The organism is Leisingera sp. MMG026, from assembly GCF_021654205.1.
In the GTDB taxonomy this organism is placed as follows: domain Bacteria; phylum Pseudomonadota; class Alphaproteobacteria; order Rhodobacterales; family Rhodobacteraceae; genus Leisingera.
The window spans coordinates 77,826-91,922 of the sequence record NZ_JAKFZM010000013.1 but is presented as its reverse complement, the minus strand read 5'-3'; the positions used below and the strand labels follow the sequence as shown (position 1 = coordinate 91,922).

General features: G+C 57.3%; 10 protein-coding genes. 2 read left to right on the top strand and 8 right to left on the bottom strand.

Annotated elements, in window-relative coordinates; genetic code table 11:
* Positions 1 to 461: 461 nt before the first annotated feature.
* From L1069_RS09310 to L1069_RS09295, 4 genes are read right to left on the bottom strand one after another with little or no spacing between them, the layout of a single operon-like run.
* Positions 462 to 2,243 (bottom strand): TniQ family protein, encoded by a 1,782-nt coding sequence (locus L1069_RS09310; RefSeq protein ID WP_237455468.1) that lies wholly within the window; start codon positions 2,241 to 2,243, stop codon positions 462 to 464.
* A complete protein-coding gene (locus tag L1069_RS09305; protein ID WP_237455467.1) occupies positions 2,240 to 3,226 on the bottom strand; it encodes a TniB family NTP-binding protein in 987 nt (328 codons plus the stop codon). The genes L1069_RS09310 and L1069_RS09305 overlap by 4 nt, the downstream gene beginning before the upstream one ends.
* A 6-nt stretch (positions 3,227 to 3,232) precedes the next feature.
* Positions 3,233 to 5,167, bottom strand: coding sequence for a Mu transposase C-terminal domain-containing protein (locus tag L1069_RS09300; protein WP_237455466.1), 1,935 nt, complete (start codon positions 5,165 to 5,167; stop codon positions 3,233 to 3,235).
* Entirely contained in the window at positions 5,164 to 5,874 is a 711-nt protein-coding gene (locus L1069_RS09295; protein WP_237455465.1) for a hypothetical protein, read from the bottom strand. Before L1069_RS09295 ends, L1069_RS09300 begins: the two co-directional genes overlap by 4 nt.
* A 459-nt stretch (positions 5,875 to 6,333) precedes the next feature.
* Here L1069_RS09295 and L1069_RS09290 point away from each other — a divergent pair, with 459 nt between their 5' ends.
* Positions 6,334 to 6,741 carry a helix-turn-helix transcriptional regulator gene (locus tag L1069_RS09290; protein ID WP_237455464.1) on the top strand — a complete coding sequence of 136 codons (408 nt, stop codon included), beginning with the start codon at positions 6,334 to 6,336 and terminating at the stop codon, positions 6,739 to 6,741.
* 1,358 nt (positions 6,742 to 8,099) lie between these two features.
* Here the strand turns inward: L1069_RS09290 and trpS are convergent.
* Entirely contained in the window at positions 8,100 to 9,101 is a 1,002-nt protein-coding gene (gene trpS, locus L1069_RS09285) for a tryptophan--tRNA ligase (protein ID WP_237455463.1), read from the bottom strand.
* A 462-nt stretch (positions 9,102 to 9,563) separates the two neighbouring features.
* On the opposite strand from trpS, the gene L1069_RS09280 reads away from it, so the two are divergent.
* The gene (locus tag L1069_RS09280; protein ID WP_237455462.1) at positions 9,564 to 10,505 is read left to right on the top strand and encodes a toll/interleukin-1 receptor domain-containing protein; all 942 of its coding nucleotides are present in this window, start codon (positions 9,564 to 9,566) and stop codon (positions 10,503 to 10,505) included.
* A gap of 524 nt (positions 10,506 to 11,029) precedes the next feature.
* On the opposite strand, the gene L1069_RS09275 is transcribed toward L1069_RS09280, so the two are convergent.
* The 3 genes from L1069_RS09275 to L1069_RS09265 all read right to left on the bottom strand — a co-directional run bounded on the left by L1069_RS09275 (position 11,030) and on the right by L1069_RS09265 (position 13,744).
* On the bottom strand, positions 11,030 to 11,407 hold the full coding sequence (locus L1069_RS09275; protein ID WP_237455461.1) for a YhaI family protein: 378 nt from the start codon (positions 11,405 to 11,407) through the stop codon (positions 11,030 to 11,032).
* A complete protein-coding gene (locus L1069_RS09270; RefSeq protein WP_237455460.1) occupies positions 11,404 to 11,892 on the bottom strand; it encodes a hypothetical protein in 489 nt (162 codons plus the stop codon). Before L1069_RS09270 ends, L1069_RS09275 begins: the two co-directional genes overlap by 4 nt.
* 535 nt (positions 11,893 to 12,427) lie before the next feature.
* Entirely contained in the window at positions 12,428 to 13,744 is a 1,317-nt protein-coding gene (locus tag L1069_RS09265; RefSeq protein WP_237455459.1) for a hypothetical protein, read from the bottom strand.
* Between the last annotated feature and the right edge of the window lie 353 nt (positions 13,745 to 14,097).

The window sequence follows — 14,097 nt, the reverse complement described above, 5'->3', positions numbered from 1 at the left end:
GCCGCTTGGCATGTGAAGGCGTACTGAATTTGATCATCACAATTGAGATGCCATTCGGCCGCAGGTACCGGGGCCAGAAAAACGCCTGCCGCGACGTGGCAGGTGAAGTCCTCGCAGCAGCGCTTATGCGCAAACCTTTGGGCCAATCGCGCAAAGTTATGGGGATCGCGCACGGCTGCACGCGATCCTACACCTGATGTAGGACACCGCGTAACCGTGCGCACCCTGCCCTAAATCATTGAAGGAAATCGTCGGTTCAGGCCCAATAGTTTGCGCACTATTCGCCCAAAGATTTGCGCGTTTTGCCGACAATATTGCGCATCACATGTGCCGCTCAGCGTCGGCAACCGACTGACATTTTGATACGCCGATTCAGGGCGGCAGTCCAGCGTTCAGAAACGCCGAAAGCCGCCAAGGCATTCCTTGGCGGCTTAGATATAGTGCGCGAGCAGGCGTGTCGGTCAGGTTGGTGGAGACGCAATCATCCGTGCGATGTCACCGGTCCGTATCAGATGTCCGCGGGATGATGTCCCTACCGGCTGCGACCCTACTGAGGAAATTCCGCGATCAGCGAAGGAAGCGAGTATCTTTCGTGAGGTTGTTTTGGCTTCCTTCGCCAGGTCAGAGACCACCTGGAATTCACAATGGAATCGCGAGAGTCCCTCCTCGGTAATCTGCCAGACGTCGAACGAACCTCGCTTCCCTCTGGTCGCTTGAAGCAAGCCCTGCTCGCACCATCCGGTGACGCATTCGGGTTTCCATCCCGAGAATCTCGCAACATCTCCGGCCGTCCATGACCGTGTGCCGCCGTGTTCTTGCAAGACACGGTCGATCTCCGCCGCGCTGAAGAGAGCGTCCCCGAGGCTATCATCTTCACCGAACTTCGCCGCTCGCAGCTCTTGGTCAGCGATGAGACGATAGATCTTCAGGATTGCGGTCCGATCTGTCGTCCTACGCAGGTTGATCTTTCGAAACGCCACCAACCCGCCGGGTCCGGCATTTTCGTCGCGGCTCACCTGGCGGACTCGGTCCACCGCAGCACAGATGTATTCGAGGTCAAAATCACCGTCTAAGCATGGGTGTGCCGGCATCCTACAACCTTCATCGAAGAACATCGCCTTCTCCATAAGCTCGAACTGTTTCCTCGAAACGCCGAGGGTGTTCCGAACCCTCTCCTTGGTCGCGGAACGTGCTCGTAGCTCACCAACCACCTCGACGTCTTCGATCCTGACGATCGTATGAAGGTGGCCGGTGCCCGATCTTCCTTGGGAGCCCACCAACGTTCCGTCCCGGACAGCCTCGACAATCCTCTCGCCCCGAATGCCCAGCAAATCTCCAGCCTGGGCCGCACTCACCCACGTCGAGCCATCCTGGTGTCGATTGGTCTTGTATGCATCTCCACACACTGTGCCGACGACGATGAGGCAACGAGAGAGCAATGCCTCAGCCAGGTCGCCTTTCTGCTTGAGAAGACCGCGATACCAGGCGCCCAAGCGTATAGCGGCCGTCAGGCCGTCCGCACCCGGGGCGTTCCATCTCTGCACTACGTAATCGTCGTATGCCTTCGGCCAATCAAGCAGAAGAGGTTCGACACGCGCCAGCCGCTCGCGTGCCTCTGCAATAGTCTTTGGGTAAGTTGCTTTGCCTTCCTTCCCGGTTCGCGCTCGTGTCATGTACGCGCAAAGAAACCACACGGTGCGAGCCGTGTGCAGACCCTCTTCAGGGCTGAGGTCAATGCCGGCAATGAGACCCGAGCGCCCCGCTATCATTTGCGCGAATACGACCTCGAGAGCGCTGCCCGGCATAGCATTCGCCTCACCATAGGAAGCGCCGCACAGGCAGCCCGCATACCCGTCACCGAGCAAGGTTAGAGCGTCACCGCAACCAGGACATTCATCAATTAGCTGGCATCCGTGCTCGGCACATGCCGTGACCATGGCGTGTCGCCACTCTTTCCGCCGAGGTTGTTGAGCGGCAATACACGCTGGGCAAACCGGGTCGCGGTGCATTCGATGGAACGACCAATCGAGGGCTGCGTCTTCTGGCTGCGTGGCAGGCAGGATCTGTTCCAGAGTGGCCAAGTCGAGATCGAGATCCGCAGCCAGTCGCTCAGGCTCCTCGACTGTCGCGCGCCCGTAGGTCTGCCCGAGCATCGTCAAGAAGCCGCCTGCCTCAGGGAATCCTTCCGCATCTGAGCGCCGTTTGATGTAGCCGAGGAGGCTTTCATTTGTGTCAGGGATCATGCCGCCAGCGCTCCTTCGTCCGCGGCCCGGAAGGCGTCGAGTTCAAGCGATGAATTCGGGTCGGGTAGCTGCAATCCCGCGTCCCTCATGACCTTCGCGTAAGACCGAAGAAGGACGTCATCCTGCGGAGGATCGGGATCGAAGATCGGCGCAAGACGAGAGAGCCCCTGAAGCCTCACGCCGGCCGCCTTGCACATATCCGAAAACGCCAAGACGCTGTTCCTCGTGGAGGATCGAACGGCGACCTCGAGCAGTTCGATCACCATGCCGATACGCCCTCCCGACGCCGCGAACAGGCGCCGAGACATGTCGATCCAATCGAATTCGAGTGAGATACCGTGCTCTTCCAGGTAATCGAAGATACTGTAGATCACCGTCGTAAAATCATCCCGGTCGTCCGGATTCGTCCAGCGGTAAGGATGGAGCTCGATCGTGGCCATTGACCGCGCTGCAAACTGCTCATTCTCGTCGATCAAGCGCTGGAACTTCGGCAGGCCCATCAGGATGAGAATGACACCCGACCGATCGACAATGGTCTTGAAATGATCAGCAGCAGCGCGTCGAGTGAGGTTCGCGCCTGGCTCGGCGCAGTGGCTACACTCATCGAGGGCCACGATCCGAACGTCACGCTGTTCGAGTAGATCATACATCCTGTCTTGCAAGAGTGAGAGCTTGGGGTTCGCTCCGACCCGCCCCATCGTTCGAATGACCGATGCGTAGATCTCCGCATCGTTCGGTTTGGGCGATACTACGCCGGAAAGAAAATCCGGGGTTGGGATCATGTATCCGGGACCGGACCGATCCTTCGCTACCTGGCTTTTGACAGCTGACATGAGGTCGGATTTTCCGTCGCGGCTCGGGCCAAGAAACGGGATACATGTGCCATCCGAGCCGGCCAGCTCGATTGCCTCAAGCATCTGGTTCAGCGCCACGTCGTATCGGGCATGTGAGATCCGTAGATCCCTTAGTGAAATATCATTCATGATTTATCATCCTCGTGCGGAAATCCGATTGCGCCGCTTTGGAGCACACACCGGCATCATGGGGCGGGAAGCATCGTATCGAGGCACTGGGCCGCTCGAGCCGCTACTGCGCTCGGTGATCTCGGCATCGCGACGCTTACGCTGAACCGCATGGCGGTCTTTGCGCGCCTTGGTCGTTGCCTTAGATGGCTTGTGGTGCTTACCCGCCACCAGGGCCGCGAGGACCTCAGATGCAGGAAGATAATCGTCTGGATCACGCCGATTGAGGGCAAGGATACGGTCCCGTTCCGCGACGGAAATCGCGGGCATGTCGGGGTCTTTGCATGGAACGTAAAATGCCTCGCCAGATTTTGGATGAGACACGATTACCTCTCGGATGTCGGCCGGATTGATGCGGACCTCGACCTCCAGTTTGCCCTTCGTATTTTTCTTCAGCTCCCGCAGCTCCCAAGCGGAATACTGAACGTATCCCACTTCGATTCCGTAATTGTGGACGGTTCTCTTCTCCACGTGGTGGAAGAACAGCTGCGCAAGATGTTGTTTACTGGGCGGCTCGGGAACGTAGGCTTCCGCTGACAGGCGCTGCCAGCTTTCGATCGGGCTTTCGCGGCGCTTCAGCGGCGATTGCACACGTCGGCGCGGCAGGCCACCATATACGTCGTAACGCCAGACTTGAACCTTCTGAACGAACTCGTCGAAGGTCCAGCATGCCTCCGCCTTTGCCCGCTCATAGCGATCCTTGGTAGACATTTCCCGGGTTTGCGTGGCGCCGTCGAGCTTCGTCACGAACGTCTTGAGGGTCGACATGGCGCGTTCGACGAACGGTTTCTTCTCGGGATGTCCTGGAATGTTCTTTTGCAGCTCGATGGCGGTCATCGATAGAAGGCGATTGATAATGCTGCCCGAGTTCTCGGAGCCTTGGTCCGCCACAACGGTCAAGGGATGGCCTGCCACAAGCACCCGGTTCGTGATGCCGAAGCGATCAAAAAATGCTTCATCATTGCCTGTCATGGCCTCGTAGAGCGTGGTTGCGGTGGTCAGCCCGGTGGGGTTCTCCAGAGAAACCACAAGTCCGACGATGAAACCGGTCGCCGCATCTACCACCAGCGTAACCCATGGCCTGATCAGCTTGCCATCGTAGATCACGAAAATATCGGCCTGCGTGGAATCGACCTCAAGCCGATCGTAGGCGTGATCAATTTTCTGAAAGCTGCCAGCCTGGAGCAGGGCCTTTCGCGCAGCCCTTTTTCCGCGGCGCTTTTTGATGACGTCAGAATGAGGAATGTAGCTTTCAAGTATCGATTCCACAGCCTTTCGACCGCGGTTTCCAGGCTCTTCGTCTGGCCGATCTTCAGAGAAACGCTTCAGATACTTGATCTGCGCTTGCCGAACCAGGTCCGTCATCGTCATGCGATCCGATGCGAGATATGATTCCTCAAGAAGATCAAGGACGACCTCGAGAAAGATATCGTCGTAGCGGACCGTGTAATTTCCGGACTGATCTCGCTTATCTACCAAGGCAAGCCTGCCCATCGCACAGTATTCTGTCCGATACTTCTGGATCGTGCGGACAGCAGGGAGCTTTGAAGCACGCGAAGCGAAACGCGAATCTTTCTGTAACTCGATGCCGATTGCGCTCCTTATCTCATTCCACGTGAGGCCCAATTCTTGGTAGCGGTCAACCAATTCAAGGATGCGCTTGCGGTAAGCTGCTTCCGACGTCTCCTCGTCGGTCATAATCCGGTCACAGAACACCGGCTCTTGGCCCTCTGACACATTTCCGAGTGCAATCTGCCGATGAAAATCCTCAAGAGGAATAGAGGTTTGCGACCCGTTCAGATCAAGGACCACGGCCGGCTTCCCCTGGACGCGCCCAATCACCCGGTAGAGGGTCTCGCCGTTCCGGAGATGACGGCCGTCATATGCTTGTAGCTGGTTCATAGCGGCAGAACCTCAAGGTGTGCTACAGCGCCATTGACGCGGACGAACGTCGTCCGATCAGCGAAGGGAGCGAGCGAAAGGTCCGTTGCGAGGAGCCCTTCGAAAAGTGCTGCATAGACCTCCGAACGCGTCACACCGAAAGCCCGTTGCGCATGGCCAAACGACAAGCTGCATGGGAACTGCGCTTTGATCCACGCACGCCTTGCAGTATCCAGCTGCCGGTCCGGAAGTGCTCGGAGAGTTCGGAGATTACGGTGATGCGCCCGGGTGAATATTGTCTCTGGCACCACAACCAGCCGATGGCCGAGTTCTTCCATGGCCACGGGCACGCGGCCGAACTCGGGATTGCTGCGAAGCCACCGGCTGTGCTTCCCTTCGACGAAAACGCTTCGGCCGCTCACAAGCTCGAACAGGAAGTCTGGTGTGTAGACCCAGGGCTTATAGCGCGTCCCGTGAAGTGCTTCTGTCAGTGCGGCCTTCGTCGGGTAAGCTTCGCCAGTATTCAGGTCAAAGGTGACCGGTTGGGGGACGATCCGGCGAACCCTCGGGTCGACCTCTGCTGCCACAAGTAAGATGGATTCACCGAGGCTCTCAGTGTCGACGATACCCGTCGCCTTGCGAGAGGCTTGACGGTTCACCTTCTTTTGCAAGCCACGCTTGTAGATCGTGCGAGCGGGATCATTGTCAGTGATGTTTTCGAGCTGCATCCCTTGGACCTTTTCTTGGGTCTTAATTTCCTGCGAGAAGAGTGGGGCGACCCGGTGGCATCGAAAAACTGATAGGCCGGCTCGAGATCAAGAATCTTTCAAGGCACTGTTTTTAATTGATTCTTTTCTTGCATGCCGGGGCCGACACAGGGATTTGAGCGAATTTTCGTTTCGGGCCGCCAAATTCCTGACAAAAAGAATTAGTCCTATAGGGCTATTCGAGGAAAAGCGCGTTCGGTGAAGGAAGCGGACGTGATTCGGTCAGAGAAAAGAATCGTCGACTGAATCCAGCGAAGATTTCGCTGCTTCGAGGCAGCCCAGCAAAGAGAACTCCATGCGATGCAGACGCTTCAGGATGAAGTGGATTTGGCCAAATCCGTTGGTGCGAGTCAGTGAAATGCCTCTCTGAAGAGCATAGCAAATGTGCTATACTGGGTTTCCATGCTGGAGGTCCTCGTCATGACTGAGAAATGCCCGTCCCTTCGAAGCGAGCTTTGCCGTGCGCGCCCGGAGCTCGCGGAGCACCAAGCCAAGAACGTCCGTAAGCGCGGGATCGCTGTGAGGCTACGCGCTCTGCGCGATGCGCGGGGACTGACACAGGACGAAGTGGCTGCGGCAGCCGGAATGACGCAATCGATGATTGCAAGGCTGGAAGCCCTGTCCGGGCCGGTGCCGAGCCTCGAGTCGATCGAGCGCTACGTTGATGCGTGCGGGGGTCATCTGGCACTACTTATCTCGGACAAGCAGATCGATAGCGAAGATGCGTTCAAAGATGCTTTCGCGAAGGCGAAGGGCCGCATCTCTACGGATATCGAACTCGGTATCGAAGACCGCCAGCCGCATCACAACTCCCGGACGAAGGCATGAGAGATTGGAGCCAGTGTCCTCTCGGCTTGATGCAGCCGTTCGCATTCGGCCGTCTTGTCAGACATACGAACAAATAATGAACTGCATCCAGGACAATTGGCGATGTCAGACAGCAACTTTCCCGGGGCGGACCCTCTGCCTGCCACCTCGCGGAGAGCGCATCGGCGTCATCTCCGATACTCACGGGCGAAGGGCTCAGAGGAGATGAAGCCCAAACTCGGTGCTGATCTCCTCCATCAACAACCTGCGATTGGGGCCGCGGCCCGGGAGCACCGGGAAGACGAACCTGATGCTGCGGTAGAAGCGCTAAATAAGAGTTTGGGTGAAGGTCACTCTCGAATAGGATCTGGCCCCTTTGATTTGACAAGTTTACCTGGTCAGTTCTTGGGGCCAGGGTCATCCTGCCAATTTCGTGGCTTCAAAACCCCTTGCCATCGACCGCGCGGGCTGCGCGATACGCAGATCATTTTTCCCTCATATTTCAATCACTTACGGAACTATGAGCGATGATAACATATTGCACCTTACGGTTCCAACAATTCGGTGATGTCGAAACACCCAAAAAACTCGTCTCTGTTTTGATGGCTCTTTCCGAGGTCTGGAACATGTGGGCGAGGAAAAAACTGCTTTCCAGCCCTCAACATTCGGATCATGTGATTTCTCGGCCTGTCCGCCGGCGCGGTGGGGCAGCTGCCGTCCGGCACGGAAGAACCGCCCGTAAAAATGGGTCACCGCTGTCAAAATTCGCTCACTTCTCTTTGCAATCGTCAAAAAGTAGTCACCGCAGAATGTGGTCGAACGTCCTTCAGTTCATCGCGCGCCATTTGATTACTCAGGGTTCCCGCCGTCTCTGCTATCCGAAACGGTGAACCTCGCGATCCAGGGGCTGCACGTTCACACGATTCACGACCGCAAAGGATAACTGGCCGATCCGGAAGCTGAGGGGTGGGCCGTCGTGATCTCGGAGCATTTGCACGAACAGCATTGACGACAACGGCTCCCCCCGCTGGCTGCCCCCGGAGCAGCCGACCCACGGCTTTTCCGCCCACCGATCACGCTGGCTTTCCTTTGGGCGGAGGCAGGCCGCCCACACGCCGTGATCCATCCCTTGCCTGTTTAGCGCACTACTGCCTGTTCATCGCAAACTGGATGCCCCTCGCCTGCTGGATGCTGGCCATATGGCCTTCTGCCCCGTCAAAGTGCAGACGGCCCATTGCGGTCACTCGCCACAGTAACCGGGCGCTGTGGTGCGACCCGTCAGAGGGGACATTCGCTGCTCCCGCGAGATCGTACGACATGCGAACTCAAACAGTGCCGGACGAAACGGACCTTGATCCGGATCGTCCGACGCCGCTCACTTACATCTGGAACAAACCCAAGGCATTCACCACCTCACGCTTTGTCGCCTCGGTGCGCTCACGCGCCCGTTCCGTGCCCTCTTTGATTACCTCAAGAACGTATCCCCGGTTTTCGGAGAGCTGCGCCCTGCGCTCACGAATTGGGGAAAGAAGGTCCTGGAGAATGCCTTCCAGACGCGCCTTGATCTTGCTATCGCCAAGCCCGCCGCGCTGATACTGTGTCTTGAGTTCGGCAAGCCCGTCCTGGTCCTGATCGAAGGCGTCGAGATAAGTAAAGACGACATTGCCCTCGATGCAGCCCGGGTCTTCGACACGCAGGTGGTTCGGATCGGTGAACATCGCCCTGACAGCATTTCGGATCTCCTCGGACGACGCAGACAGCGCAATGGCGTTGCCACCGGATTTCGACATCTTGGCCTTACCGTCGATACCGGGCAACCGGCCCGCCCTGGGGATGATCGCCCGAGCCTCGGGTAACACGGCGCGACCTGCCGTTGCGTTGATGCGACGCACGATCTCGTTCGTTTGCTCGATCAGCGGGGCCTGATCCTCGCCGACCGGAACGACAGTCGCCTTGAAGGCGGTGATGTCCGCCGCCTGTGCCGCCGGATAACAGAGAAATCCGGCGGGAATATCGCGTCCGAACCCGCGCGCGCGGATTTCATCCTTGATCGTCGGGTTCCGTTCAAGCCGCGCGACCGTGACAAAGTTCAGGTAGAGCATCGACAGCTCGGCCAGCGCCGGAAGATGCGATTGAAGGCAGATGACCGTTCGACCGGGATCAATGCCGACGGCCAGATAATCCAGCGCGACCTCGATCACGCTGCGCCACACTTTCTCTGGATCATGTGCGTTGTCGGTCAGGGCCTGATTATCGGCCAGCAGAAGGAATTGTTCATGGCTGTCCTGGTAGCGCAGTCGGTTTGCAAGTGAGCCTGCGTAGTGCCCGATGTGAAGCGGCCCCGTGGTGCGGTCGCCTGTCAGAATGGTCTGTCTGTTCATTTGCGTCTTCTCATGAAACGAGAGGCCGCGCATCGGGAAGCTTGGAAAACAAAAGGCCGCCCATGCGGCGGCCTCGGAATACGTTTGGTCATCCGGCCACCTTGTCAGGAGGCCAGCCACCAAGTCATTGCGATGATCGTAGTGATTTCCATGAAATACTTCATATCGTCGGCACGATCGCGCGTCAATCGAATGGTAGAAAGGGCTCACAACCGACCTCGGATACGACGCAGAATTGGGGCCATGACGAAGAGATGCGCTGGTATAAACGGCCCATTCCGGACATTGGCAGACTGGGAACAGTACGTTGCCGCTACTCCAAAGCAGCCGTTGGCGCCCCACCTACAAGATGTGAAATTCGAACGACGCTTTGACGGCACGAACAAACACTTGCAGCTGTTGCGGCTTATCAGAGACATGACTACAATGCGAACAAACGAGCAACATTTTCGAGGTAAGCTAATGCGGGCATTCATTTCCTATTCCCACCATGACAAAGCCGCGCTTGACCGGCTGCACGTACATCTCAAGAACCTTACAAGGGATGGACAAATTGAAACGTGGTATGACCGCGACATCTTGGCTGGCAGCGAACTCGACGCCGAGATCGAACGGGAAATGGAAGCAGCCAACCTATTCCTGCTCATGATCAGCCCAGACTTCATCGCGTCTGATTACTGTGTAGAGCGCGAAATGAAACGGGCGCTTGAACGCCATGCAGCCGGGAGTGCCCGCGTGGTGCCTATCATCGTGGAGGAGTGCGACTGGAAGGCAATGGGTGAATTGCGCCTGCTCAAGGCGGTGCCCACTGACGGAAAAGCGATCAGCGGATGGGCCAACCCGAATACGGCCTACCTTAATGTGGTGCAGGAATTGCGCCGGATCATCGAAGCGGAAAACGCACCTGCGCCCATAGGTAAGGCCTCGCCTGAACCAGTAGCCCCGCGACCAGCGACGGCACGCTATCGTGCGAAACGGGAGTTTGACGAGATCGACCGAGGCGACTTCCGCGATGCTGCGTTCGCCATCATCAAGGATTACTTCCAACGCGCGACCGAGGAGATTGACTCAATTGACGGATTGCGTGGCCGCTTCGCAGATAGAGGAGCGACCTCCTTCGGAGCGACGGTCGTGAACGCCGGGAAGCGGAACGGGACGGCCCACATCACAGTACATTGCCGCAACTCGCACGTTTCCCTGGGTGACGTCTACTATTCGTTCAACGAAAACGCTGGTGACAATACCGCGAACGGCGGGTTTAATATCTCGTCGGACGACTACGAGCAGTTCCTGATCCAGACAATGAACATCTTCGGCAACGCCGATAAGCGGCTGACGCCAGAGCAAGCGGCGGAGGCGCTCTGGAACGAGTTTATCGGCAACGCGGGCATCACCTATGACTGAGCGCATCCGTTTCCGTTGCAAAAACTGCGGCCACCGCTTCGAAACAGAGGTGCTTGACGAAGACGAGCGCCGGGAGGCCCGCCGCGAAAGTCGACCGACCAACGCCGTGCATTGCCCAGTGTGCAACCGCACTGACATTCGCAGAGGGTGGGATTGACGGCCCGGACCTGCCACTCGAAACGCACGCCGCGAACGGCCGGTCCTCAGCCTTCCACAGCACGCGTCCTTGGCGCTGCATCAGCCGGATCTCATGCTCGCGGCGAGGGAACCAGACCTTCTCCTCGGTCCATGTGAGTAGTAGATTTGATGGAACAGGGTTGCCGTCAAATAGAGCCCACCTTGGAGAGACTGCGAACCGGCCCTACGCATCTTTTTTCTAAACAATAATTGTTGCCGGTGACGGTAAGTTTTTGCCGCAGCGCATTCAGTCAAGCTACCGCGAAAGCAGCCATCATTAAATTAAGATCCTGACAGATGATGCTACCAATGTAGAGTTACACCGCCACCGTCATTTGACTGCGGCATCAACGCTCCCGCCGCGCGATCATTTTGAGTTCCACTGACGGGCTTTTTCCAAAACTATCAACGTAAGCCTCACACACGTTGGTCCATTGATCGTTTTTATAGAAGGCCAAAATAATTAATTTCAACCCTTGATAGCTTACTCCAAGTTTTTCGTCGAAATCACGCTCAAACGATCCGCTGTTCATCGTACCGCCTTGTTCGAGGCGCTTATCCCAGTCCTCAAAAATATCATGAGCCTGACTGATATCAGCTGGGCCCCAATCATTCCCAAGTATGAGGGCTTCGACAGGATGCTTGTCGAAGTCGATAGACTCGCCAAGGAGCTTCACATGGTAGCGCAGCTTTTCGATGGCTTCGATGATTTCGGCTTCGGTCATTGTTGCTCACCAGTTCTGATAGCTTTCGATTTTAGCTCAGAAATAGCATCTTGAACAAAGATTTGAAGGTTTTGCCACTCCGAACTGTTCGGTTCTGCGGGTAAGGAGGAATGGTAGCTGTTAAGATGGCCCTGCGCCGCAACTAATAGCTCTCGCCCTCGGCTCCCCACTCCAACTTTTGGCAAAGCGCTTAGGGCTGTATCAAACTCCTGTCGCATCGAGTCTATTTTAGGCGCAAACTTGTATCCCCGAAGGGAGACTTTATCGGGAGACACATCTCGGATGTGTTCTTGTGCTGTTTTTAAGCGCTCCGCCACAGCTGCTAATTGTACTGTAGCCATCGCTGCCTTCGCATTTTGGCTTGATGCATACGCTTTTTTAGCCTGAGCGATGGCAACGATCATACTGATAATTGATGCAAGGGTGCCGACCACTGTAATCCAGAGTGACCAATTCAACGTTATAATCCAGCTCGGCAGACCCATATGAGTAGCTCTAATGCTTGTGTGGGATCGAATTCAACCCTGGATACAGCTGTAAGACAGGAAGAGCAAAGGAAGTTCTCTGTCTTCTCGGAGTTCCAGAAGACGGGCCCGATCCTGACCTCGCCGCGAAAATCATGAAGGTCGTCTCTGATCCAGGTGCAACTGGTTGGCCGCCGACGTTTCGCAACTTGGCAAAGCCCGCTTCCTGCGCACCGCGGTCATTCATGATTGGCGCAGCGGACGTCGGCTCACTGCCCGACCTGCATACGAACTCGTCGTGGCTACGGGCCCCGCCAGGGCTGCCTGCGGTGTGCTGAAAGCGGTCATCGGCGGCTGCGCGCAGCATCGGTCATTTTGCGGACCTCAGCTATGCGGAATAGAGCGGAAGCCCGGTGAATAGCAGCTCTCGACGACGAACGGAAACGGTCAATTTCGGGCGCCGATCACCCCCCCACGGCGTCAGTTTTCGATGCTGGTTCACAGTGTGCGAGCGACGCGAAGACGGCAGCGGCCCGGAAGAACCGCGAATGTTATGCTAAGCGGGTGACGTCAGCGCGGACTCGATCGCGACGACAGCAGCATGTCCGCCGGATAGTGTGCGCTCGATTAGGGCTTGCAGATGCGCGGTCGTCGCACCGCGCGTTCCGACATAGCCGGACTGCACAAGTTCGGCGAACCCTCCCGACCGCAGATAGTGGCCGTCGAGTTCGCGGTAGCTGAGCCGTATGCCGCCCCTCGGACCTGCGAGCTTGTTTTCGGCACGTAGCCTCTCGAAATGGTCGAGACTGACCAAAAAACCAGCAGACTTGGCCTCGGCGTTCCGGCGCATGAACTTCAAAAAAAAGGCACCGGCGTTCAAACGGTAGGGCCCGCTTGGCGACATATCACGATCAAAGCGCTTCATCCGCGCAATCTCGTCTTCAAGCTGCTCATCGACCCGCAACAGCCAATCGTGGCCATCATCGACCTGGACGGTGGACGATCCGGACTTCACGGATCGCTTCCGCGATGTCCCTCGCTCAAGCATCTTATATTGCACCATGACTATCGAGCCGCGCCGACGGTTCAGATAGATCAGATCGACCCCGAACAGCTCTTCGAGCGGCCTCTTGTTTGCGGTCAGAACCTCGAGGGCGCGATCCCGCCCCTCAAACCTCGCACGCCCAGTCAGGTCGCTGTCGGCGAGCCGAAGGCCTGAGATCGAGCGCGCATCGTGCTCTATTACGGCATCTTCGAGCAGTCGCACTGTGCCGAGAGCCGTCGCGCCGCCCTCGTTCAGCGCAAGATGGGATGCTTCGTTCGAGCCACCAAAGGCCTTGATTGCCAAGCGGACCGCGTCGTCCTGTAGCGCGCGGGCATCGGTGATCCGCCCCGGTCTTTGTATGAGCGTCGCGATGCTCCTGAGAGCGCCAAGGGCCTCTTCTGACGCGGCGAGCTGCATGAGGAACGCCAAGCCCAACTTGGGCGAGAAACTATGAAGCCCAGGCTCGAGATCCCGCATGTCATCGCGCCTTCGACGCAGGGAAGGAGCATTAATAGCGTTGAGAAGGCGATTATAGCGCGGTCCGACAACCGACTTCACATGATCGAACACCACGCGGGTTTCAAAGGTCGACGTGGCGCTCTTCGAGCTAATCAATCCGACCGCCAGAGTCGGCGCGTTCTCGGTCAGAATGATGGCGAGCGCATTCTTTGCGACTTCACCGACCTCATCATGCGGAAAATTCTTCGAGAACCGACGACCGCCTCGCCGACTCTTATCAAGTGCGGTCGCGTCGGCCTCATCGAGACTGAGGACTACGATCCGCTTTTTCGAAAGCTCCTTGAGGTCCGGTGGCAGCCCCCCGGTCATGAATGCGTCTCGACGCTAATTCCCGCCTCCAAGTCGGCGATCTCCTCCACCATCGTTTTGAACTCCATGGGTTTTTCGAAGAACTTCTTCTCGCATGGCTCGGTAGTTGGTCGCAAGCTTTGACCGCAGCGGTTCCGCTGGCGTCAGGACGAAGCCGCCCTGCCGGGCGTTGCCATACTGCGCGCAGAAGCCGTAAGAGCCGTAACTTGTTGCTGGACCACCGACTCGCGGCGCGAGCGGAGGTGGGGCTGATAACGTGCCCATCCCGTCGGCCGATGGCGGCGGCGACATCGGCCTGCGCGATCGGAAACAATGTCCCGATTGCCATGCATTATCCCGATGGCGTCACCAGC

Excerpts from the sequence above, each read along its gene's own strand:
- L1069_RS09310 (WP_237455468.1), bottom strand. The coding sequence starts at position 2,243 with ATGATCCCTGACACAAATGAAAGCCTCCTCGGCTACATCAAACGGCGC.
- L1069_RS09305 (WP_237455467.1), bottom strand. The coding sequence starts at position 3,226 with ATGAATGATATTTCACTAAGGGATCTACGGATCTCACATGCCCGATAC.
- L1069_RS09300 (WP_237455466.1), bottom strand. The coding sequence starts at position 5,167 with ATGAACCAGCTACAAGCATATGACGGCCGTCATCTCCGGAACGGCGAG.
- L1069_RS09295 (WP_237455465.1), bottom strand. The coding sequence starts at position 5,874 with ATGCAGCTCGAAAACATCACTGACAATGATCCCGCTCGCACGATCTAC.
- L1069_RS09290 (WP_237455464.1), top strand. The coding sequence starts at position 6,334 with ATGACTGAGAAATGCCCGTCCCTTCGAAGCGAGCTTTGCCGTGCGCGC.
- trpS (WP_237455463.1), bottom strand. The coding sequence starts at position 9,101 with ATGAACAGACAGACCATTCTGACAGGCGACCGCACCACGGGGCCGCTT.
- L1069_RS09280 (WP_237455462.1), top strand. The coding sequence starts at position 9,564 with ATGCGGGCATTCATTTCCTATTCCCACCATGACAAAGCCGCGCTTGAC.
- L1069_RS09275 (WP_237455461.1), bottom strand. The coding sequence starts at position 11,407 with ATGACCGAAGCCGAAATCATCGAAGCCATCGAAAAGCTGCGCTACCAT.
- L1069_RS09270 (WP_237455460.1), bottom strand. The coding sequence starts at position 11,892 with ATGGGTCTGCCGAGCTGGATTATAACGTTGAATTGGTCACTCTGGATT.
- L1069_RS09265 (WP_237455459.1), bottom strand. The coding sequence starts at position 13,744 with ATGACCGGGGGGCTGCCACCGGACCTCAAGGAGCTTTCGAAAAAGCGG.